The sequence below is a fragment of the Nonomuraea sp. NBC_00507 genome, assembly GCF_036013525.1.
Classification (GTDB): Bacteria; Actinomycetota; Actinomycetes; order Streptosporangiales; family Streptosporangiaceae; genus Nonomuraea.
Genome location: NZ_CP107853.1, coordinates 5,398,064 through 5,417,969, shown reverse-complemented (window position 1 = coordinate 5,417,969; position 19,906 = coordinate 5,398,064). Strand labels below are relative to the sequence as shown.

The window sequence follows — 19,906 nt, the reverse complement described above, 5'->3', positions numbered from 1 at the left end:
CAAAGCCCTTACTTGAGCTGGTCCTCGGTGTAGTAGTTGCCGCCGATGATGACGTCCTTGTAGTTGGACTTGTCGACGATCACCGGGTCGAGCAGGTACGACGGGACGACCTTGTTGCCGTTGTCGTAGTCCTTCTCGTTGTTGACCTCGGGCTTCTGGCCCTTGAGCACGGCGTCGGCCATCTTCACGGTCTGCTCCGCGAGCTTGCGGGTGTCCTTGAAGATGGTGGAGTACTGCTCATCGGCGATGATCGACTTCACCGACTGGAGCTCGGCGTCCTGGCCGGTCACGATCGGGTACGGCTTGCCGTAGCCGGAGCTCTTCAGCGCCGACAGGATGCCGATGGAAAGGCCGTCGTACGGGGAGAGCACGCCGTCGACCTTGGTGCCGCCGGTGTAGGTCTTGGTGAGGATGTCCTCCATGCGCTTCTGCGCCGTGGCGGGGTCCCACCGCAGGATGGCGGCCTGCTTGAAGTCCGTCTGGCCGCTCGCGACCTTCAGGGTGCCGTCGTCGATCTTCGGCTTGAGCACCGACATGGCGCCGTTCCAGAAGAACGTGGCGTTGTTGTCGTCGGGCGAGCCGCCGAACAGCTCGACGTTGAACGGGCCCTTCTTGCCGTCCTCGACGCCCAGGCCCTTCAGGAGGGAGGTGGCCTGCTGCACGCCGACCTTGAAGTTGTCGAACGTGGCGTAGTAGTCGACGTTGGGGCTGTTACGGATGAGCCGGTCGTAGGCGATGACCGGGATCTTGTTGTCGGCGGCCTGCTGCAGCTGCGAGGTGATCGCCGTGCCGTCGATCGAGGCGATGATCAGGAGCTTGGCGCCCTTGGTGATCTGGTTCTCGATCTGGTTGGCCTGGGTGGGGATGTCGTTCTCGGCGTACTGGAGGTCGACCTTGTAGCCGAGCGCCTCCAGCTGCTTCTTGACGTTGTCGCCGTCGTGGATCCAGCGCTCCGACGACTTGGTGGGCATGGTGACACCGATCAGTGCGCCCGCGCTGCCGGCCGACGCCGAGGTGGAGGCCTCGGCGTCAACGGTCTTCTGGCTGGAGCCACAGGCCGTCATGGTCGCGGCGAGCGCGATGGCGGACACCACGCCCCCGATTCGTCCCAACCTCATGAATGCATCTCCTTGCGATGGGGGTCGCGGCAGCGCTGGAACGCGGCGGCTGCCGATGAAACAGCGAGTTTGATCACTTGAACGTGACGAATCAGTACAAAGTTCGCGTTTCGTTTCCGCCGATTGTTATCGCTAACAAAGTCTATGTCAACGGCCGACCATAACCGCACGGAAACTTTCCGGTAACACTCTACGCAGGTCAGCGGCGTGACCGAGACGAGAACAGACGTTGAAGCAAGATGAAGACGAAGAGCAACAATCCAATGAAGATCTTTGTCCACCATGAGCTGAGCGTGCCCTCGAAGCTGATGATCGTCTGGATCAGGCCCAGGACGAGCACTCCGAGCACGGTGCCCAGCAAGAAGCCGCTCCCGCCGGTCAGGAGCGTACCGCCGATCACGACCGCTGCGATCGCGTCCAGCTCCATGCCCACGGCGTGCAGGCCGTAGCCGGAGAGCATGTAGAACGACAGCAGCACCCCGCCGAGCGCCGAACAGAAACCGCTGATCGTGTAGACGGTGATCTTCGTCCGCCCCACGGGGAGCCCCATCAGCAGCGCCGACTGCTCGCTGCCGCCGGTCGCGTACACGGATCTGCCCAGGCGCGTGTAGTGCAGGACGTACACCGCCACGCCCACGACCACCAGCGCGATGATCACGCTCGGTGAGATCCACATGTCCGCGAACAGGTCGATCCGCGTCTGGGCGAAGGCCGTGAACGTGGCGTCCTCGATCGGGATCGAGTCCGTTCCGATCGTGTAACACAACCCGCGCGCCAGGAACATGCCCGCCAGCGTCACGATGAACGGCTGGATGTCGAAGGCGTGCACGATGTACCCCATCACCAGCCCGAGCCCGGACCCGATGGCCAGCACCAGCGGCACCACCAGGTACGGCGGCCACCCCGGCCCCGCCATCAGGCTCGCCGAGATCATCGTGGACAGCGCCACGACCGAGCCGACCGACAGGTCGATGCCCCCGGTCAGGATCACGAACGTCATCCCGACCGCCACCACCAGCAGGAAGGCGTTGTCGATGAAGACGTTGAGAATGATCTGCCCGGTGGCGAAGCCCTCGTAGCGGATGCCACCCACCACGAACATGGCGGCGAACAGGCTGGCCGTCACCAGGACAGGGAGGTACTTGGCCGGAATGGACGTCCGGCCGATGGCTATCGCGGTCACGCGGTCACCCGCACTTTCTCCTCGGGGGCCGGGCTGGGCGGTGCGGTTCGCCCGCGTCGGTGGAACGCCTTCGCGCGGAAGGACGGGGACTGGATGAGGCAGACGGCCGTCACGACCAGCGCCTTGAACAGCAGCGTGGTCTCCGGCGGCACGCCGATCGAGTAAATGGTCGTGGTCAGCGTCTGGATGATCAGCGCGCCCAGGACGGTGCCGCTGAGCGAGAACCGGCCGCCGGCCAGCGACGTGCCGCCGATCACCACGGCCAGGATGGCGTCCAATTCGATCCACAGGCCGGCGTTGTTGCCGTCGGCGCTGGAGACGTTCGAACTGATCATCAGGCCGGCGACGCCCGCGCACAGGGCGGCGAACGCGTACACCATGATGATGATCCCGCGTGCCCGGATGCCGGCCAGCCGGCTGGCCTCGGCGTTGCCGCCGACGGACTCCAGCAGCATGCCCAGCGCCAGTCGCCGGGTCAGGAACGCCGTCAGCGCCAGCACGCCGATCACGATGAGGATGCCCACCGGCACGGTCAGCCAGTAACCGCCGCCGATCACCTTGTACGCCGGGCTGTTGACCGTGATGATCTGCCCATCGGTGATGAGCTGGGCCAGACCGCGCCCGGCCACCATGAGGATGAGCGTGGCGATGATCGGCTGGATGCCGACGGCGGCGACCAGGAACCCGTTCCAGGCCCCCAGCACCAGGCACAGCACGAGCGCCGACACCACGGCCGTGAACACGCTCGCGTCCTGGCTGATCTGCAGGCACGCCAGCGCGCCCGAGATCGCCACCACCGAGCCCACCGACAGGTCGATGCCGCCCGTGGCGATGACCAGGGTCATGCCGAGCGAGACCAGGATCAGTGGAGCGCCGAAGCGCAGGATGTCGATCAGGCTGCCGTACAGGTGGCCGTCTTTGACCTCGATCGAGAAGAAGCTGGGCGTGAAGAACACGTTCAGCGCCAGCAGCAGCACGAGGACCACCACCGGCCACAGCAGGCGTCTCATGAGGCTCGCCCTCCGCTCGCGCTCCCATTGCTCGCACCGCTCGCGATGGTCTCCATCAGCACGTCCGTCGTCAAGGAGTCGTCGTTGGGCAACTCGGCCACCAGGCGCCTGTCACGCAGGACCTCCACCTTGTGGCTGAGCCGCAGCACCTCCTCCAGCTCGGCGGAGATGAACAGCACCGCCATGCCGCCGTCGGACAACTCCGTCACCAGCCGCTGGATCTCGGTCTTCGCCCCGACGTCGATGCCCCGGGTGGGCTCATCGAGGATGAGCAGCCTGGGCTCGAGGATGAGCCACCTGGCCAGCAGGACCTTCTGCTGGTTGCCGCCGCTGAGGTTGCGGACGAGGTGCTCGGGGTTGGCCGGGCTGATCTTCAGCGCCTTGATGTACTTGCCGACCAGCTCGTCCTGCTGCTCGCGGGGCACCGGCCTGGTCCAGCCCCTGGTGGCCTGGAGTGCCAGGATGATGTTCTCCCTGACCGTGAGGTCGGGGATGAGGCCGTCGGCCTTCCGGTTCTCCGAGCAGAACGCGATCTTGTGGGTCATGGCGACGCGCGGCGTGCGCAACGACGCCGACGAGCCGCTGATGGCGATCTCCCCGGTGCCGGCGTGGTCGGCGCCGAACAGCAGCCTGGCGATCTCCGTACGGCCGGAGCCGAGCAGCCCGGCCAGGCCGACGACCTCGCCTTCGTGGATCGTCAGCGTGAACGGCTCGATCGCCCCGGTGCGGCCCAGCTCGCGGGCCTCGATCAGAGGGCGGTCGAAGACCTTGGCCTCGCCGTGCAGGCGCTCCAGCGCGGCCAGCTCCTGGCCGATCATCTTGGAGACGAGCTGGATCTGGCTCAGCTCGCGCGTGAGGTACTCGCCGACGAGCTTCCCATTGCGAAGAATCGTCATACGGTCCGAAATTTCATAGATCTGGTCGAGAAAGTGGGAGACGAAGAGGATGGCGATGCCCTCCTCCTTGAGCCGCCTCATCACTCTGAACAGCTGCTCGACCTCGCCCGCGTCCAGGCTGGACGTGGGCTCGTCCAGGATCAGCACCCGGGCCTCGACGTCGATCGCCCGCGCGATGGCCACCATCTGCTGGATGGCCAGCGAGTACGTCGACAGCGGCGCGGACACGTCCAGGCTCAGCTCCAGTCGCGCCAGCAGCTCGTTAGCCCTGGCCCGCATGCGTTTCCAGTCGATGCGCCCGAAGCGGCGCGGCTCGCGGCCGATGAAGATGTTCTCGGCCACGGACAGGTTCGTGCAGAGGTTGACCTCCTGGTAGACCGTGCTGATGCCGGCCTGCTGCGCCTCCAGGGGGCTGCCGAACGCGACCGGCGCGCCGCCCAGCTCGATGGTGCCCGCGTCGGCGGGGTATACGCCGGTGAGCACCTTGATCAGGGTGGACTTACCCGCGCCGTTCTCTCCCATGAGTGCGTGCACCTCGCCGGGCAGCAGCCGCAGGTCCACGCTGTCCAGGGCCTTCACCCCCGGGAACTGTTTGCCGATCCCGCTCATCGTCAGGACCGGCGCGGGAACTGCCATGTCGCCCCTTCCGTCGTCATCAGGTCTGCACCCTGCCTCGTCACTACGCTTTCTCCGCCCCGCCGTCCAGACGGCGGCGGATGCCGCTGCTCTACTTGCGCGCCGCCCCGCACCCCGGCCGACGTCCCTTTTCGAAGGACCCCGGCCGAAGTGCGGTGGGCGGTCTGGTCCGGGAATCAGTACTGGCGGGTGGACAGGACCTGCTTGGCCTGCTCCTGGTCGAACGTGGTCTCCTCGGTCACCACGCGGGCCGGCACCTGCTCGCCCTTGACGACCTTCTTGGCCAGGTCCATCAGCTGCGGGCCAAGCAGCGGGGAGCACTCGACGATGTAGTTGATCTTCCCGTCGGCGAGCGCCTGCATGCCGTCCTTGACGGCGTCGACAGTGATGATCTTGATGTCCTTGCCGGGCACCTTGCCCGCACCCTCGATGGCCTCGATGGCGCCCAGACCCATGTCGTCGTTGTGCGCGTACAGCACGTCGATGTCCGGGTTGGACTTCAGGAAGGCGTCCATGACCTCCTTGCCCTTGGCCCGGGTGAAGTCGCCGGTCTGCGAAGCGACGATCTTGAACTTCGACTCCGCGCCGATGATCTCCTGGAAGCCGGCCTTGCGGTCGTTGGCCGGGGCCGAACCCGTCGTGCCCTGCAGTTCGACGATGTTCACCGGGTCGGTGCTGTCCTTGTACTCCTCCATCAGCCACTTACCGGCCTTGCGGCCCTCCTCGACGAAGTCCGAGCCGAGGAAGGTCTTGTAGAGGGAGGTGTCCTTGGAGTCCACGGCGCGGTCGGTCAGGATGACCGGGATCTTCGCGTTCTGCGCCTCCTTGAGCACCGTGTCCCAGCCGGACTCCACCACCGGCGAGAAGGCGATGATGTCCACCTTCTGCTGGATGTAGGAGCGAATGGCCTTGATCTGGTTCTCCTGCTTCTGCTGGGCGTCGGAGAACTTGAGCTCGATGCCCGCGTTCTTGGCCGCGTCCTGCACGGACTTGGTGTTCGCCGTCCGCCAGCCGCTCTCCGCGCCGACCTGCGAGAAGCCCATGGTGATCGTGCTGTCGCCGCCACCGCTCGTGCCGGCCGTCGTGCTGCCGCCACTGCCACAGGCCGCCACCGACATCGCGGCGAGACCGGCGACCACCAACGCCGAGATCCTCTTGAACACTTGGGGAGTTCCCTTCTGATGTGAACGCTAACAGTCCGGGGACCGGACGCCGGCGCCTGCTACCTTCCAGTACGGCTCAGACCCGGACCGTGCTGGCCCGGAGTACGAACGTCGGCGGCACCACGAGCCGCTGCCGCTCCTCGGGACCGCCTTCGAGCTGCCGTACGAGCACCTCGATGCTGTGTCTTCCCACCGCGTCGAAGTCCTGCCTGATGGTCGTGAGCGGCGGCGAGAAGTACGCCGACTCGGGGATGTCGTCGAAGCCGACGACGCTCACCTGTCCGGGCACTCTCACCCCCTGCTCGGTGAACGCCCGCAGCACCCCGAGCGCCATCTGATCGTTGGCGACGAAGACCGCGGTGACGTTCTTCATGCGCGCCAGGCTGCGACCCGCCTCGTATCCCGAGCGCGGGCTCCAGTCCCCGGCGAGCGGTTGCGGGGCCTCGCGGCCCGCCTGCTCCAGCGCGGCCCGCCACCCGGCCACGCGACCCTCGGCCTCCAGCCAGTCGGAGGGGCCGCTGACATGCCAGACCGTCTCGTGGCCCAGCGACAACAGGTGCTCGGTGGCGAGCCTGCCGCCCGCGACCTGGTCCACGCAGACCACCGACACATCGCCCGCCTCGCCGCCTTCGACGGCGACCGTGGGGATGCCGAGCGGCAGGTCGGCCAGGGCCCGGGCGGCCGAGCGCTGCGGCGCGACCACCACGACCCCGTCCACGCCCTGGTCGGCCAGGTAGTCGAGGGCGTCGCGGACGCCGCCCTTGTCGATGGACTTGAGGCTGACGATGCTGACGAAGTAGCCGGCCGACCTGGCCGCCTGCTCGATTCCGTACACCGTGCTGGCCGGGCCGTACAGCGTGGTGTCGAAGCTCACCACGCCGAGCGTCCTCGACCTCTTGGTGACCAGGGCGCGGGCGACGAGGTTGCGGCGGTAGCCGAGCTTGTCGATCGCCTCGAGCACCCGGGTGCGGGTCTCGCTGCGCACGTTCGGGTGATCGTTGAGCACGCGCGAGACCGTCTGATGCGACACGCCGGCTTCCTTGGCCACGTCGGCCATGACCGGCAGGCGGCGCCCCAGGGCGGGTCTCATTGCCGTACTCCTTTCCTGGCTTGGCCACGACTGTGAACGTTAACAACCGGTCTCGTCAAGGGTCGCCGGATTACGGTCGGATTACATGAGCCGGGCTCTTGACGGGGTCGCCGACCAGTCCTTAACTTGTCGCGAATCGCAGTTGTTAACGCTAACTAAAATGTTAGCGCTAACAAGACCCGAGGAGCCCCCCACTCATGACGCGAATCGCCTTATCCGCCCTGCTCGTAGCGGGTCTGCTGGTGGCGCCACCACCGGCGGCGGCCGCGCTGGCGGATCCCATCCCCGAAGGCGCGGTCGTCGACCAGTTCGACGGGACCACGCTGGGTGAGGACTGGACGGTCCTGTCGCCCGACGACTCCCGCTGGTCGGTGTCCGCGAGCGCGCTCCACGTGGACACCCTGACCGGCGACACCCACCAAGGCACGAACAACGCCAGGAACCTCTTCCTCGTCGACGTCCCCGCGGGCGACTTCGAGGTGGTCACCAAGCTCAGCGCGCCGGTCGCGCTCGACTACCAGAGCGCGGGCCTGCTGGCCTGGCAGGACTGGGACAACTACGTACGGGCCGGGCTGGCCCACGTCGGCTTCGCCGGCGGCCCGGTGATCGAGACCGCGACCGAGGTCGGAGCCGCCTTCACCTCGACCTTCGCGGCCCGTCCCGGCTCCTCCGCCGAGATCGTCAAGCTGGCGCGGACCGGGGACGAGTTCACCTCCTCCTACTGGGACGGCTCGGCGTGGGTGCAGGCGGCCAAGATGACCGCACGGCTCAACGTCAAGCAGCTCGGGCTGTTCGCGCTGTCGGCCCAGAACGGCACGTCCATGCGCGCCGACTTCGACTACATCGCCGTGAAGGCGGCCGAGGGTCAGGCCGTGGTGCCGGCGGGCGCGTTCACCCTGCGGGCGACGGCGCTGCCGTACCTGTCGGCCGGCAAGTCCGGCGCGGTGCGGGCCACGGCGCGGCCGCCGATGACCGGCCTGGCCGTCACGGCCACGGCCAGCGGCGACGGCGTGACGCTCAAGGACGTGGACACGGGGAAATACCTGCAGGCCACCGACCAGGTGCGGCTGAGCGCGACCGCGTCGGTCTTCCAGCTCAAGGACGCCGGCGGCGGCAAGGTCACGCTCTCCTCCGGCGACCGCAACGTCTCCATCAGCGACGGCAGGCTCGTCATGGGGACGGAGGCGACGAAGTTCCGCGTCGAGGACTACCTGTCCGGCAAGCTCACCGTGGACGCCAAGGCCACAGGCACCAAGGTCAGCCCGAACCTCTACGGGGTGTTCTACGAGGACATCAACCACGCCGCCGACGGCGGGCTGTACGCCGAGCTGGTGCAGAACCGCTCGTTCGAGTTCAACTCCGTCGACGAGCGCTCCTACACGGGCCTGACCGCCTGGAGCAAGGCCGAGCGCGGCGCCACCGCCACCCTCGCGGTCACCGGTGAAGACCCTCTGAACCCCAGCAACCGCAACTACCTGCGGCTCGATGTCGCCGGCGACGGCACGGCCGGGGTGAGCAACGCCGGCTTCAACCGTGGCCTGCCGCTGAAGGCCGGCAAGCGGTACGACCTGTCGCTGTGGGCCAGGCGGGCGCAGGACGCGCCGCTGACGGTCACGGCCGAGGACGGGACCACCGTGCTCGGCACCGCGACGCTGCAGGTCAAGGCGGGCGGCTGGGCCAAGTACACGGCCTCGTTCACGGCGTCGGCCACCACGGATGCCGGCCGCCTGATCATCCAGGCTCCCGCCGGGCGGACCGACCTGGACATGGTCTCGCTGTTCCCGCATGACACCTTCAAGGGGCATGGCATGCGGACGGACCTGGCCAAGATGATCGCCGACCTGGAGCCGCGGTTCCTGCGCTTCCCCGGCGGCTGCGTGACGAACGTCGGCACGTACGACCCGTACTCGCTGAACCAGGAGCGGCGGCGCATCTACCAGTGGAAGGAGACGATCGGCCCGGTCGAGGAGCGGCCGACGAACTTCAACTTCTGGGGTTACAACCAGACGTATGGAATCGGCTACTTCGAGTACTTCCAGTTCGCCGAGGACATCGGGGCCGAGGCGCTGCCGGTGTTGTCGGTGGGCGTCAACGGCTGCGGCGAGAACCGGCCGCTGACCGACGAGGCCAAGCTGGCCACGTGGGTGCAGGACACGCTCGACCTGATCGAGTTCGCCAACGGGCCGGTCACCTCCGAGTGGGGGAAGAAGCGGGCCGAGATGGGGCATCCCAAGCCGTTCGGGCTGGACTACATCGGTTTGGGGAACGAGGAGATCTACCCCGAGTTCTTCACGAACTACCCGAAGTTCGCCAGCGCCATCCGGGCCAAGTACCCGGACATCAAGATCATCAGCAACTCGGGGCAGACGTCGGGAGGCGCCTGGTTCGACCGGATGTGGCAGTTCGCCCGCGATCAGAAGGCCGACCTGGTCGACGAGCACTACTACAACAACCCCGACTGGTTCCTGACCAACAACCACCGTTACGACTCCTATGACCGCAACGGGCCGAAGGTGTTCGTGGGCGAGTACGCCTCCCGCGGCAACACCTTCGGGAACGCGCTGGCCGAGGCTTCGTACATCACGGGCCTGGAGCGCAACTCCGACGTGGTGGAGCTGGCCTCGTACGCGCCGCTGCTGGCCAACGTGGACTACGTGGACTGGACGCCCGACCTCATCTGGTTCGACAACGACCAGGCTTACGGCTCGCCCAGCTACCACGTGCAGCGGCTGTTCTCCACGAACGTCGGCGACCGGGTGGTGCCGAGCTCGTTCGAGGCCGAGGCGCAGCCGGTGGAGGACATCAAGGGCGCGGTGGGCCTCGGGGCCTGGCGCACCCAGGTGCGCTACGACGACGTGAAGGTCACCGCGAAGGACGGGACCGTCCTGCTGTCGGACGACTTCTCGGCGGGCGCGTCCCAGTGGACCCCTGGGCTGGGGACGTGGGCCGTGCAGGATGGCGCGTACGTGCAGTCCGCGCTCGTCGAGGACGCCAGGTCCACGGCGGGCTCGGCCGACTGGTCGAATTACACGATGGAGGTGACCGCCCGCAAGACCGGCGGGGCCGAGGGCTTCCTGGTGATGTTCGGCGTGCGGGACACCGGCAACTTCTACTGGTGGAACGTCGGCGGCTGGAACAACACCCAGTCCGCCATCGAGAAGGCCGTGAACGGCGGCAAGTCCTCGATCGCCACGTCCGCCACCACGGTCGAGACCGGCCGGGACCACCGGCTGAAGATCGAGGTGAGCGGGCGCAAGATCACGACCTGGCTGGACGGGCAGAAGGTCAACGAGTTCGTGGACAGTGGCCGGGTCGAGCCGCTGTACCAGGTGGTGTCCAGAGACGGTGACGCGGTGACGCTCAAGGTCGTCAACGCCCAGGACACCGCCGTACGCAGCACCGTCGACCTCGGCGGGCTCCAGGTCCGTCCCACGGCCAAGGTCACGTCGCTGACCGGGGCACCGTCGGACATGAACTCGATCGCGGACCCGGAGCGGGTGGCGCCGGTGGAGTGGCGGGAGAACGGCTTCTCCTCGTCCTTCACCTACGACTTCCCTGCCCAATCGGTGACGTTCGTGAAGCTCACGGAACGGTGAGACCGGGGGCGGCGCCGCGAACGGCGCCGCCCCACGCCTCCGCGCAGGCGAACATGCTTCCGCCGACGTCGTAGGCGCACCGCGTCGCAGGCGCACCGCGTCCCGCCGCATCGCAAGACCACCGCAATGCACGTGCACCGCATCAGAGCGCATCTGTACCGCAGGCGCAGCGCACCGCATGAGCACCACACCCGCAGGCGTATCGCATCGCAGGCCCCAGCACCGCAAGTGCACCGCAGCGCACCAGCACCGCAAGCGCGCATCGCATGGCACACGCACCGCACCGCAGGCGCACCACACCACACGCGTACCGCACCGCAGGCGCATCGCACCGCAAGTGCACCGCAGCGCACCCCCACTGCAAGCGCGCATCGCATGGCACACGCACCGCACCGCAGGCGCACCACACCGCAGGCGCACCACGTCGCAGGGCGCCGGCACGTTGGCCGGGGCGGGCCGCTCCCGCCGGTTACTGGATCACTCGGTAGTGGGTCGTCAGGCGGCCGTCGTCGTCGAGGACGTGGAAGGCGATCGACGGAGGCAAGTCGTAGTCGGCGCAGATTTCCGGGGACGTCCCGCCCTCCTCCCACGGCAGCTTCAGCGTCGAGATGACCCCCGGCCCGACCAGCAGCGGACGGCCGGCGAAGGTGGTGGCGGCCGCCGTGTGGGCGTGCCCGACCAGGACGGCGGCCACGTTCGGGTGCCGGGCGATCAACGACTCCAAGGGCTCGGGCCGCCGCAGCCTGATGGCGTCCACGATCGGGCTGTGCAGCACCACCGGCGGATGGTGGAACGCGACGAACACCGGCAGCTCGCGCTCCCCCTCCAGCACACCCTCAAGCCAGGCGATCGTCTCATCGTCCAGCAGCCCCGGGTTCTGACGGGGCGGAATGGAGGAGTCGCACATCGCGTAGACCGCCTTGGAGCTGCGGTAAACCTGGTTGATCGGCTCCCCGCCGGGGTCGGCCGGCTCACCGAGCAGCACCCGGCGGAATTCCTCCCGCACATCGTGATTGCCGGGACCGACCAGGACGGGGTGGCGTGAAGTGAGCAGCTTGCGTGCCTCCTCGTACTCCTCCGCGACCCCGTGGTCGGCGATGTCGCCGGTGACGAGCACCGCGTCGAGATCCCCGGGCAGGGCGTCGAGATAGCGCATCACGGCGTCGGCGCGATCGACGCTGCCGGGTGTGGCGCCGATGTGGATATCGCTCAGATGGGCGATCACGATCATGACTGGAGGTCCTTCCCCTTCTCGCAGGCCTCCCTTACGGTACGCCGGACGACCGGACAGACCGTAGATCCAGTTCCGGGCGGAAAGCCCAGGACCAGTTCCGGAGGCGAGGACGCCCTGGCCGGGACGCGGGACGGAACTCGGCGGGCCGGCCGGCCGTTCTTCTCCATGAACACCGAAGGAGGGACATGGGCTGGCACTACAACAAGTCAATCAAGGTGGGACCGTTCCGGATCAACCTGTCGCGGCACGGAGTCGGCCACAGTTTCGGCAACCGGCGTTTCCACGTGACGGCCACCCCGGACGGCCGTCGGCACGTGTCCCTGCGCCTGCCTGGGGGCTTCCACGTCGGTAAGACGTTCGGAAAGCGCAAGTACTACAGGCATTACTAAACCCGATATATCGCGCCTTGTCGGGGTAGCAGAGGGCTCATTCGCGAATCTCATGGGAGGAATGCGATGGGCTGGAGCTACCGAAAGTCGATCAAGCTCGGGCCGTTCCGGCTGAACCTTTCCCGCGGTGGCGTGGGACACAGCTGGGGCAACCGGCTGTTCCGGGTGACGCGGACGGCGGACGGCCGCCGTACGTTGTCGGTCAACCTGCCCGGCGGCTTCCACTGGCGCAAGACCCTCGGCGGTCGCCGCTGACCGCTCGCCATAGAACGGGCCGGAGGTGAAAACCTCCGGCCCGGCCACGGAGCGGCGGCACGTGGAGCAGGCGTGTGCCCAGATGCACCGTGAGCACGCCACACTGGCCGGATGAAAGTGCTCATTTGGTGAGCACTTTGACCGCAAGAATCGCAGCATCAGGAATCGGAGAGAGGAAACCGACATGCTGCGAGGATTCGCGACGCTGAACTTCTACGCGGCCGACTTCGAGGCGGCCAAGAGCTGGTACGCCGAGCTGCTCGGCATCGAGCCGTACTACGAGGTCCCGGGCGCCTACGCCGAGTTCCGCCTCGGCGACTATCAGCACGAGCTCGGCCTGATCAACAGCCGTTTCGCCCCCGAGGGCGCGACCGACGGGCCCGCGGGTTCGATCATGTACTGGCACGTGGACGACCTGCAGGCCGCGTTCGACCGGCTGCTCAGCATGGGGGCCAAGGAATACCAGCCCATCACCGAACGAGGCGAGGGCAAGGGCTTCGTGACCGCGTCCGTGGTGGATCCGTTCGGCAACATCCTGGGCGTCATGCGGAATCCGCACTACCTCGAGGTGCTGACCGGCAAGCGGCCGGTCTGACATCCTGGACCCGTGTCGCGCCCGCACATCCTGCTCACCGCCCCTCCCCGCACCGGCAAGACCACGGTGATCCGCCGCCTGGCGGAGCTGCTGGAGGGGGCGGGCGTACCGGTGCGCGGGTTCGTCAGCGACGAGCTACGCGAGCACGGCCACCGTGTGGGCTTCACGGTGGAGGAGTTCGGCGGGGAGAAGGCGGTCATGGCCCACGTCTCGTGGGTGTCAGGCCCCCGGGTCGGGCAATATGGCGTCAACGTGCCCGAGTTCGAACGCATCGCGCTGCCCGCCATGGAGCGTGCGCTCACTACGAAGGGCGCGGTCGCGCTCATCGACGAGATCGGGCCGATGGAGCTGCTGTCGCCCGCGTTCATGCCACGCTGCCTCGCGCTCTTCGCCGCCGACATCCCCGTCGTGGCCACCATCCACCAGCGCAGCCGGCCGTCGTTGAAGTCACGTATCGAGGCGGAGCTGATCACCGTTACTCCGCAGAACCGCGACGACCTGCCCCGCACACTCAGCCGCCTGCTGTCGGCCTAGCCGGTGCATACGACACCGCCGGGACGGCTGATCCTGCTCTGCGGACTGCCCGGCTCGGGGAAGACCACGCTGGCCCGGCGGCTGGCCACCGAGCTCCCGGCCGTTCGTCTCTGCCCCGACGAATGGCTCACCCACCTCGGCGTCGACCTCTACGACGAGCCGGCCCGCGACCGGCTGGAGAGGCAACTCTGGCGGCACGCGCAGGACCTGCTGCGACTCGGCCAGACCGTCATCCTGGAGTACGGCTTCTGGTCGCGCGAAGAACGCGAGGCGATGCGGCTCGGCGCGCGTGCCCTGGGCGCGGCCGTCGAGCTGCGTTATCTCGCCGTGCCCCTGGAGGAACTGCACCGCCGCCTGGAGAGCCGCAACGCGGCCGGCGATTGGGGCACAGTGCCGATCACCCGCGACCTGCTCGACCGCTGGGCGAAGATCTTCGAGCCCCCGACGCCCGAGGAGCTGGCCCGGTACGACGCTTAGGGCCCCTGTCGTCGGAGCATGTCCGACCTTGACATGCTTCTCGTATGGACGCGGGGGCGCCTTCTCCGCCCATGAGAAACCTCTGTTGGGGGCCATGGCTCTGAAACCTAATCTGTCAAAAACCCAGAACGTTCTGGCTCTTTGACAGGTCACGGCTGCCGGCAACGTGTCGCCGATGAGGGCGAGGTTCTGGATGGCGGACAGGGCGAACTGCGCGCGAGGGGTTCCGTATTCGCCGGACAGCACGCACGTCGGCGCACGTGTGACTCATCGTGCGCTCGGGTCGCTTCGGCCAGGCCTACGGGAAGGGCTGGGTCACTCGCGAGTGGCTATTCGTACTCCGCTGAGCTCCAATCAGCTGCTTGCTGCCCTGAAGAACGCTAACGCGGAGACATGATCCGGTGCGGCTGCACCTGAGTAGGCATAAGAAAACCCGGCCCACAAGGAGCCGGGTGGTATGTGCTTTCAGCATATCAGCTGGGTTCGCGAACGTGCGGCCGATCGCCCTCACCAGTCCGGCGGCCGAGTGTAGGCGCCGACGACCGAGGGGAGCTGGCACTTGGTCAAATCGGCTGCGGTCAGTTGATACCACCAATGCCGCCCCACGCCATCCGAGGCCTGCCCGCGCAGCGCGCCCGCGAGGTAGTTGCCGCTGGGGTTGACCAGTCCGACCGGAACTCGCTGACGTGCCTGTTCGATGGGAAAGCGCAAGTCGCTGTCGTTGGAGATGACCACTGCGGCGTCGATGACACCGGTGAAGACATCGAGCAGGAGATGGGAGGCCACGTTGACGTCGGAGCCCTTCTCCTCCCGATAGGCGTAGGAGACCATGAAGCTCGCGTCTGGAACCGGCGTGCCTTGGGAATCGCAGACCTGCACCGGCCAGGCTGAGCGCGCGAGCACGGGCCGACCCGTGCGATCCCGTACGGCCAGCGGCGCGTACTTCACCCGTGAGACGTAGTAGCCGAACTCGATGTGGTCGACACTGCCGCCGGCCAGCAGGGCATTGAGGTAAACGCTCTGGTCGCGCTGCCCGCCGGGGTTGTCGGCCCCGTCAATGCGAGCCGTGCAGTACACGATCCGCGCGACTTGTGAGCCCTGCCAGTTGGTTCGCCGGGCGACCAGATCGGCTGCCAGCGCACGAAGGTCGAGCCAGCGCCAGCCTGGTGTACCCCGCCCACACAGGCCCCGCGCACCATAGTAGAGGTTGTAGCCGTCCACGTAGATCCCGACCCGCATGCGGCGACCGTACCCGATTCGCCTACTTTCCGTAGCCGAATCTCGACAACGAGCCAGGGCGCTTTGTAAGTCCAGCCAGGCTCGCTCACTTCCTACTGGCGATCGCAGCGGACCCCTGGGCAGAGCTCGGTCTGGCGACGCCAGATCTCGACGACGAGGCTCCCGCTGGTGGAACTCACAGGATCCGAGGCCGTAGCTGAGGTCCGCGAAGCGAGGCGATGCGGCCGGAAGCGATCCGACGCCAGCACGACCCCACCGCCCAGCGCGAGCAGAGCGACCGAGTGGCAGTGGATCCTCACCCTGGCCGCCCATCTCTCCACCAGGATCGGCGACGCCTACCGGATGGGCACCAGGCACAGCCGTACCCAACTCAACAAGGATCTCTTCACCCGCATAAAGATCAAGGGCGGCCGGATCAGCGATGTCGCCTTCCGACCGCCCTTCGACGATCTCTTCCACATGTCCGAATATGGAACACAGGTGGAGCTATGGGGATTCGAACCCCAGACCTCCTCCATGCCATGGAGGCGCGCTACCAACTGCGCTATAGCCCCTTGCGATCACCAAGTGTATCGGAATCCTGAAGCGCCCGTGTCACGCCGAAGATCCTGTGGTACGTCTTAGGTTTTATGTCCACCTTTGAAGATCATCGCAGCCTGTTGACCAGCGTCGCGTACCGAATCCTGGGCAGTGTCGCCGACGCTGAGGACGTCGTTCAGGAAGCGTGGCTGCGCTGGTCAGGAGTGGATCAGGCGACGGTCGACGACCCCAAGGCCTATCTGATCCGGGTGACTTCGCGGCTGGCCATCGACCGGCTGCGGTGGGCGAAGTCGCGGCGGGAGGCGTACGTCGGGCCGTGGCTGCCGGAGCCGATCAGCACCGAGCCCGACACCGCGGAGCACGCCGAGCTGGCCGAGTCGGTGGAGTTGGCGCTGCTCGTGGTGCTGGAGACGCTGTCGCCGCTGGAGCGGGCCGTGTTCGTGTTACGGGAGGCGTTCGACCTGCCGTTCGCGGAGATCGCCGAGATCATCGGGCGGGCCGAGCCGGCCACCAGGCAGCTCGCGCGGCGGGCGCGGGAGCACGTGCAGGAGAAGCGGCCGCGGTTCGACGTGGACAGGGACGAGCGGAGGCGCATGACCCAGCGGTTCATGAACGCCTCCGCGAACGGCGACCTCGACGGGCTGATCGAGCTGCTGTCCAGCGAGGTCACGATGGTCAGCGACGGCGGCGGCAAGGCCAGAGCGGCACTGCGGATCATCACCGGCGCGGACAACGTCAGCCGCTGGCTGCTGTCGATCAACACGCCGGCGAACATCGCGCGCTTCATGGCCTCGATCGGCATGGCGGAGGCCGCCGGCCTGTCGTTCGAGATGGCGGAGGTGAACGACGGACCGGCGATCGTGGCCTCGGCGGACGGCAAGGTGATCACGGTCATCTCGCTGGTGGTCACGGACGGCAAGATCGAGACCATTTACCTCCTCGCCAACCCCGAGAAGATCGCGCACCTGCGGGCGGCGGGTTGAACGTCAGGCGGCGCGGCGGACCGGCATGCCGATCTCACGTACCAGCTCGAGCAGGTCGACTCCGGCGTCCCGGAGGATCCTGGCGGCGCCGTTGGAGCCGTCGGCCAACAGTCCCCAGATCAGGTGCTCCCCGATGACCGGGCCGGGCCGCCACTGGGCCACCTCGATGACCTTTCTGGCGTGCATGGCCAGGGGGATCTGGCCGAGCGGCCCGTACAACGTCACCCGCAGCGGCCGCAGCCGCGAGCGCCGCAGCCGCCACGCCTCGGGTGCGTCGGCACCGGCTCTGGTGCGGCGGTGCACCAGGTCGAGGTCGATCCCCAGCGTGGCGAGCAACGACCGGGGGTCGCCGACGTCCACACGCTGGCGCACGTCGCTCGCGGACGCGGTGAACGACGAGAGCGTGAACGGCCGCACCTCGGCCAGTCCCAACAGCATCAGGTCGGCCTCAAGCGCCGGCCGTCCGGCGTCGAGTGCGAGGATCCCGGCCCTGACCACGGCCCGGCGGGCGTCTTCTGTGAACCTGGCGAACACCGCGCTACCCCCTTGTCCGGTGAGCGTGCTTGCGATGAGCGGTCTGCCGCCGAACCCCCAGCGCGTCGGCGATCTGCTCCCACGACCAGCCTTGAGCGCGGGCGTTCGACACGTGCATCGCCTCCAGCTCCTCCAGCAGGGTCCTGAGCGCGGCCACCGCCGCCAGGCCCACCCCGGGATCGTGATCTGCGGCCGCCACGGCTAGTTCGGTGACTTCCATAGTGTCAGCATATGCTGACACGCGGCCCGTTGTCAGCATATGCTGACAACGAATTTCCCGGCATCTCCGCGGCCTGTGAGGACGCCTGGAAGCGGGTGCTCGGCTTCCTGCCCGGTCTTTAGACGGCGCGGGTCGTGGTGTGCATGGTCAAGGTCGCGTCCTCCAGGGAGAGCGTGACCTCGACCCGGCCCAGCTCCGCCGTGCGGGTGACGTGCGTGCCACCGCACGGGATCGACGCCTCACCCTCGGGCAACGAGCAGTGCCAGGTACGGCGCGCCGTCAGACCGGGCCCCGGTACGTCCAGCCGGACCGGCGCGTCGGCGGCCACCCAGGCCTTGAGCCGGTCGTTCGCCTGCTGGGCGACGAGCTCAGGGTCCAGGCCCTCCGCGGAGAACCCCTTCTTGCGCAGCGACTTGCCCAGGCGGTAGACGTCCACGCTGCCGTATTCGGCGATCCGCGAGGAGGTGATCGCCGCCTGGTCGAAGTCGGGGTGCCCGAGCGCGTCCAGCGGCGCCTGCTTGCGCCACAGGCCGGCGAGGGCCGCGTTGAGCGCGAGAGCGGCCAGATGGCACGCGGTGTGCCCGGCCGAGAGCGCCGTACGGAACGCGGCGTCGACCTCCAGCTCCACCTCGGCCCCCACGGGCAGCGGCGTCTCGGTCACGTGGACGACCAGCCACTCCCAGCCTTCGGCGCCGCGCTGCACCGGGATGGCCTCGCCAAGGAAGACCTCGCCAGTGCTCGACTGGGCCCCTGTCACGCAGTCGAGCACCGGCACGCCGCCGACCGTGCCGCGGTCGGCCGGCTGGTCAGGCCAGGTGTGGTCGAGGGGATGGAACGGGGTCTCGGCGACGACGAGGCCGTGCCGGTCCCCCGCCGGCACGGTCCCGACGATCTGAGAGCGGCCCGAGACCTGGCCGCCGGGAAAGGTGACGGCAGTGGATTTCACCTCGTCATTGTCCCAGCGGGCCGCTCGTCCTCCAGGTAGCGGTCGCGGCCGACGTACAGGCCGGTGAGGAGCTGCACGACCAGGACAGCGAAGATCATCGTGTACGTCAGCGCCCAACCCCCCGTCATCTGGTACAGCACGCCGACCAGCAGCGGGCCGGCACCCGCCATCAGGTAGCCGGCGCTCTGGCCGAACGCCGACAACCCGGCCGTGGTCTCCGGCGTACGGGTGCGCAGGCCCAGCATCATCAGCGCCAGCGGGAACGACCCCATGCCGACGGTGATCAGCACCGCCCACACCAGCGCCCACGACATCGGCCCGGCCCAGAGCCCGAGGAACCCGGCCGCGTAGAACGCCACGAGCCCGACCACCACGGGACGCTGGTCCCGGAACCGGGCGGCGACCATGGGCACGACGGCCGAGACGGGGATGTTCAGCGCGGTGAACACCCCGAGGATCAGCCCGGCCTGCGAGGTGCTGTAGCCGCCGTCGACGAGAATCGTGGCGAACCAGCCGAGCATGATGTAGGCGATCATCGACTGGGTGCCGAAGTACGTCGCGATCATCCAGGCCATCCGGCTGCGGAGCATCCGGCGGATGCCCGAGTCCCTGCTGCCCGCGTCCCGCTCCGGCTCACTGCGCAGCAGCGCAAGCCACGGAATGGCGGCGACGGCGGCCAGGGCCGCCCACACGCCGAGCGCGATGTGCCAGTCCCCCGAGGCACGCTCGATCGGCACGGTCGCGGCGGCGGCCAGCATGGTGCCCGTCGCCAGGGCCGTGGTGTAGACGGTGGTCATGATCCCGGTGCGGGCCGGGAAGTGACGCTTGATCAGCGTCGGGATGAGCACGTTGCCGACGGCCCCGCCGGACAGCGCGACCGCGCTGCTCAGCAGGAACACCGGCGCGGACTCGACCAGCGCCCTGACCAGCATGCCCGCGCCCAGCGTGAGCAGGGCCAGCAGGAGCAGCCGGTGCTCCCCGACCCGGCTGGCCAGCGCCGGGGTGACGGCGCCCACGCCGGCGAAGGCCAGGACGGGCAGGGCAGTGAGCAGTCCGGTGCCCACGCTCGACATGCCGAGCGCGCCGGCGAGTTGATCGAGAAGAGGACCGACGCTGGTGACGGCGGTGCGGAGATTGAGTGCGGCGAGGACGATTCCCAACACGAGCAGCCAGGCGAGGGGTGCAGTTCTCCCCCGAGGCTCTTGGGTGAGCACGCTCATGTGAGCACGGTCCTCCACTCATCTAATCATGGGATGAATGGCCAGTGT

19 protein-coding genes and 1 tRNA gene are annotated in these 19,906 nt (G+C 67.8%); 7 read left to right on the top strand and 13 right to left on the bottom strand.

Annotation, left to right across the window (positions count from 1 at the left end; genetic code table 11):
• Positions 1-8: 8 nt before the first annotated feature.
• The 6 genes from chvE to OHA25_RS26370 all read right to left on the bottom strand — a co-directional run bounded on the left by chvE (position 9) and on the right by OHA25_RS26370 (position 7,096).
• Entirely contained in the window at positions 9-1,118 is a 1,110-nt protein-coding gene (chvE, locus tag OHA25_RS26395; RefSeq protein WP_305922451.1) for a multiple monosaccharide ABC transporter substrate-binding protein, read from the bottom strand.
• A gap of 199 nt (positions 1,119-1,317) precedes the next feature.
• Positions 1,318-2,301 carry a galactofuranose ABC transporter, permease protein YjfF gene (gene yjfF / locus OHA25_RS26390; protein WP_327590160.1) on the bottom strand — a complete coding sequence of 328 codons (984 nt, stop codon included), beginning with the start codon at positions 2,299-2,301 and terminating at the stop codon, positions 1,318-1,320.
• Complete coding sequence (locus OHA25_RS26385) at positions 2,298-3,311, bottom strand: ABC transporter permease (protein WP_327590159.1); 1,014 nt, start codon at positions 3,309-3,311, stop codon at positions 2,298-2,300. Before OHA25_RS26385 ends, yjfF begins: the two co-directional genes overlap by 4 nt.
• The gene (locus OHA25_RS26380) at positions 3,308-4,843 is read right to left on the bottom strand and encodes a sugar ABC transporter ATP-binding protein (RefSeq protein WP_327590158.1); all 1,536 of its coding nucleotides are present in this window, start codon (positions 4,841-4,843) and stop codon (positions 3,308-3,310) included. The genes OHA25_RS26385 and OHA25_RS26380 overlap by 4 nt, the downstream gene beginning before the upstream one ends.
• Before the next feature lie 176 nt (positions 4,844-5,019).
• Positions 5,020-6,006 (bottom strand): ABC transporter substrate-binding protein, encoded by a 987-nt coding sequence (locus OHA25_RS26375; protein ID WP_327590157.1) that lies wholly within the window; start codon positions 6,004-6,006, stop codon positions 5,020-5,022.
• A gap of 76 nt (positions 6,007-6,082) precedes the next feature.
• Positions 6,083-7,096: a LacI family DNA-binding transcriptional regulator gene (locus OHA25_RS26370; protein ID WP_305922446.1), complete on the bottom strand. Its 1,014-nt coding sequence runs from the start codon at positions 7,094-7,096 to the stop codon at positions 6,083-6,085.
• Between the two features lie 197 nt (positions 7,097-7,293).
• Between OHA25_RS26370 and OHA25_RS26365 the strand changes: the two genes are divergently transcribed.
• Positions 7,294-10,692 (top strand): alpha-L-arabinofuranosidase C-terminal domain-containing protein, encoded by a 3,399-nt coding sequence (locus OHA25_RS26365; protein ID WP_327590156.1) that lies wholly within the window; start codon positions 7,294-7,296, stop codon positions 10,690-10,692.
• 469 nt (positions 10,693-11,161) lie between these two features.
• Here the strand turns inward: OHA25_RS26365 and OHA25_RS26360 are convergent, their stop codons facing one another.
• Positions 11,162-11,923: a metallophosphoesterase gene (locus OHA25_RS26360; RefSeq protein ID WP_327590155.1), complete on the bottom strand. Its 762-nt coding sequence runs from the start codon at positions 11,921-11,923 to the stop codon at positions 11,162-11,164.
• Between the two features lie 188 nt (positions 11,924-12,111).
• Here OHA25_RS26360 and OHA25_RS26355 point away from each other — a divergent pair, with 188 nt between their 5' ends.
• From OHA25_RS26355 to OHA25_RS26335, 5 genes are all read left to right on the top strand, one after another.
• Positions 12,112-12,315, top strand: coding sequence for a DUF4236 domain-containing protein (locus OHA25_RS26355; protein WP_138666837.1), 204 nt, complete (start codon positions 12,112-12,114; stop codon positions 12,313-12,315).
• A 66-nt stretch (positions 12,316-12,381) separates the two neighbouring features.
• Entirely contained in the window at positions 12,382-12,570 is a 189-nt protein-coding gene (locus OHA25_RS26350) for a DUF4236 domain-containing protein (RefSeq protein ID WP_327590154.1), read from the top strand.
• Positions 12,571-12,754: 184 nt separating this feature from the next.
• Positions 12,755-13,165, top strand: a complete 411-nt coding sequence (locus OHA25_RS26345) for a VOC family protein (RefSeq protein ID WP_327590153.1) — start codon at positions 12,755-12,757, stop codon at positions 13,163-13,165.
• A 12-nt stretch (positions 13,166-13,177) separates the two neighbouring features.
• On the top strand, positions 13,178-13,699 hold the full coding sequence (locus OHA25_RS26340; protein WP_327590152.1) for a nucleoside-triphosphatase: 522 nt from the start codon (positions 13,178-13,180) through the stop codon (positions 13,697-13,699).
• Between the two features lie 3 nt (positions 13,700-13,702).
• On the top strand, positions 13,703-14,176 hold the full coding sequence (locus OHA25_RS26335) for an AAA family ATPase (RefSeq protein WP_327590151.1): 474 nt from the start codon (positions 13,703-13,705) through the stop codon (positions 14,174-14,176).
• Positions 14,177-14,683: 507 nt separating this feature from the next.
• On the opposite strand, the gene OHA25_RS26330 is transcribed toward OHA25_RS26335, so the two are convergent.
• On the bottom strand, positions 14,684-15,415 hold the full coding sequence (locus OHA25_RS26330; protein ID WP_327590150.1) for an NYN domain-containing protein: 732 nt from the start codon (positions 15,413-15,415) through the stop codon (positions 14,684-14,686).
• Between the two features lie 481 nt (positions 15,416-15,896).
• Positions 15,897-15,969: transfer RNA gene (locus OHA25_RS26325), tRNA-Ala, on the bottom strand.
• Between the two features lie 75 nt (positions 15,970-16,044).
• Here OHA25_RS26325 and OHA25_RS26320 point away from each other — a divergent pair.
• Positions 16,045-16,938, top strand: a complete 894-nt coding sequence (locus OHA25_RS26320; RefSeq protein ID WP_327590149.1) for an RNA polymerase sigma-70 factor — start codon at positions 16,045-16,047, stop codon at positions 16,936-16,938.
• Positions 16,939-16,941: 3 nt separating this feature from the next.
• Here OHA25_RS26320 and OHA25_RS26315 read toward each other — a convergent pair whose 3' ends face one another.
• The 4 genes from OHA25_RS26315 to OHA25_RS26300 form a co-directional block, all read right to left on the bottom strand.
• On the bottom strand, positions 16,942-17,472 hold the full coding sequence (locus OHA25_RS26315; protein WP_327590148.1) for a Clp protease N-terminal domain-containing protein: 531 nt from the start codon (positions 17,470-17,472) through the stop codon (positions 16,942-16,944).
• Positions 17,473-17,476: 4 nt separating this feature from the next.
• Positions 17,477-17,692 carry a helix-turn-helix domain-containing protein gene (locus OHA25_RS26310; RefSeq protein WP_327590147.1) on the bottom strand — a complete coding sequence of 72 codons (216 nt, stop codon included), beginning with the start codon at positions 17,690-17,692 and terminating at the stop codon, positions 17,477-17,479.
• Positions 17,693-17,810: 118 nt separating this feature from the next.
• Positions 17,811-18,638 carry a metal-dependent hydrolase gene (locus OHA25_RS26305; protein WP_327590146.1) on the bottom strand — a complete coding sequence of 276 codons (828 nt, stop codon included), beginning with the start codon at positions 18,636-18,638 and terminating at the stop codon, positions 17,811-17,813.
• Positions 18,635-19,858, bottom strand: a complete 1,224-nt coding sequence (locus tag OHA25_RS26300; protein WP_327590145.1) for a CynX/NimT family MFS transporter — start codon at positions 19,856-19,858, stop codon at positions 18,635-18,637. Before OHA25_RS26300 ends, OHA25_RS26305 begins: the two co-directional genes overlap by 4 nt.
• Positions 19,859-19,906 lie beyond the last annotated feature (48 nt).

Coding starts and splice junctions, on each gene's coding strand:
- chvE (WP_305922451.1), bottom strand. CDS start 1,118: ATGAGGTTGGGACGAATCGGGGGCGTGGTGTCCGCCATCGCGCTCGCC.
- OHA25_RS26385 (WP_327590159.1), bottom strand. CDS start 3,311: ATGAGACGCCTGCTGTGGCCGGTGGTGGTCCTCGTGCTGCTGCTGGCG.
- OHA25_RS26380 (WP_327590158.1), bottom strand. CDS start 4,843: ATGGCAGTTCCCGCGCCGGTCCTGACGATGAGCGGGATCGGCAAACAG.
- OHA25_RS26370 (WP_305922446.1), bottom strand. CDS start 7,096: ATGAGACCCGCCCTGGGGCGCCGCCTGCCGGTCATGGCCGACGTGGCC.
- OHA25_RS26365 (WP_327590156.1), top strand. CDS start 7,294: ATGACGCGAATCGCCTTATCCGCCCTGCTCGTAGCGGGTCTGCTGGTG.
- OHA25_RS26360 (WP_327590155.1), bottom strand. CDS start 11,923: ATGATCGTGATCGCCCATCTGAGCGATATCCACATCGGCGCCACACCC.
- OHA25_RS26355 (WP_138666837.1), top strand. CDS start 12,112: ATGGGCTGGCACTACAACAAGTCAATCAAGGTGGGACCGTTCCGGATC.
- OHA25_RS26350 (WP_327590154.1), top strand. CDS start 12,382: ATGGGCTGGAGCTACCGAAAGTCGATCAAGCTCGGGCCGTTCCGGCTG.
- OHA25_RS26345 (WP_327590153.1), top strand. CDS start 12,755: ATGCTGCGAGGATTCGCGACGCTGAACTTCTACGCGGCCGACTTCGAG.
- OHA25_RS26330 (WP_327590150.1), bottom strand. CDS start 15,415: ATGCGGGTCGGGATCTACGTGGACGGCTACAACCTCTACTATGGTGCG.
- OHA25_RS26320 (WP_327590149.1), top strand. CDS start 16,045: ATGTCCACCTTTGAAGATCATCGCAGCCTGTTGACCAGCGTCGCGTAC.
- OHA25_RS26310 (WP_327590147.1), bottom strand. CDS start 17,692: ATGGAAGTCACCGAACTAGCCGTGGCGGCCGCAGATCACGATCCCGGG.
- OHA25_RS26300 (WP_327590145.1), bottom strand. CDS start 19,858: ATGAGCGTGCTCACCCAAGAGCCTCGGGGGAGAACTGCACCCCTCGCC.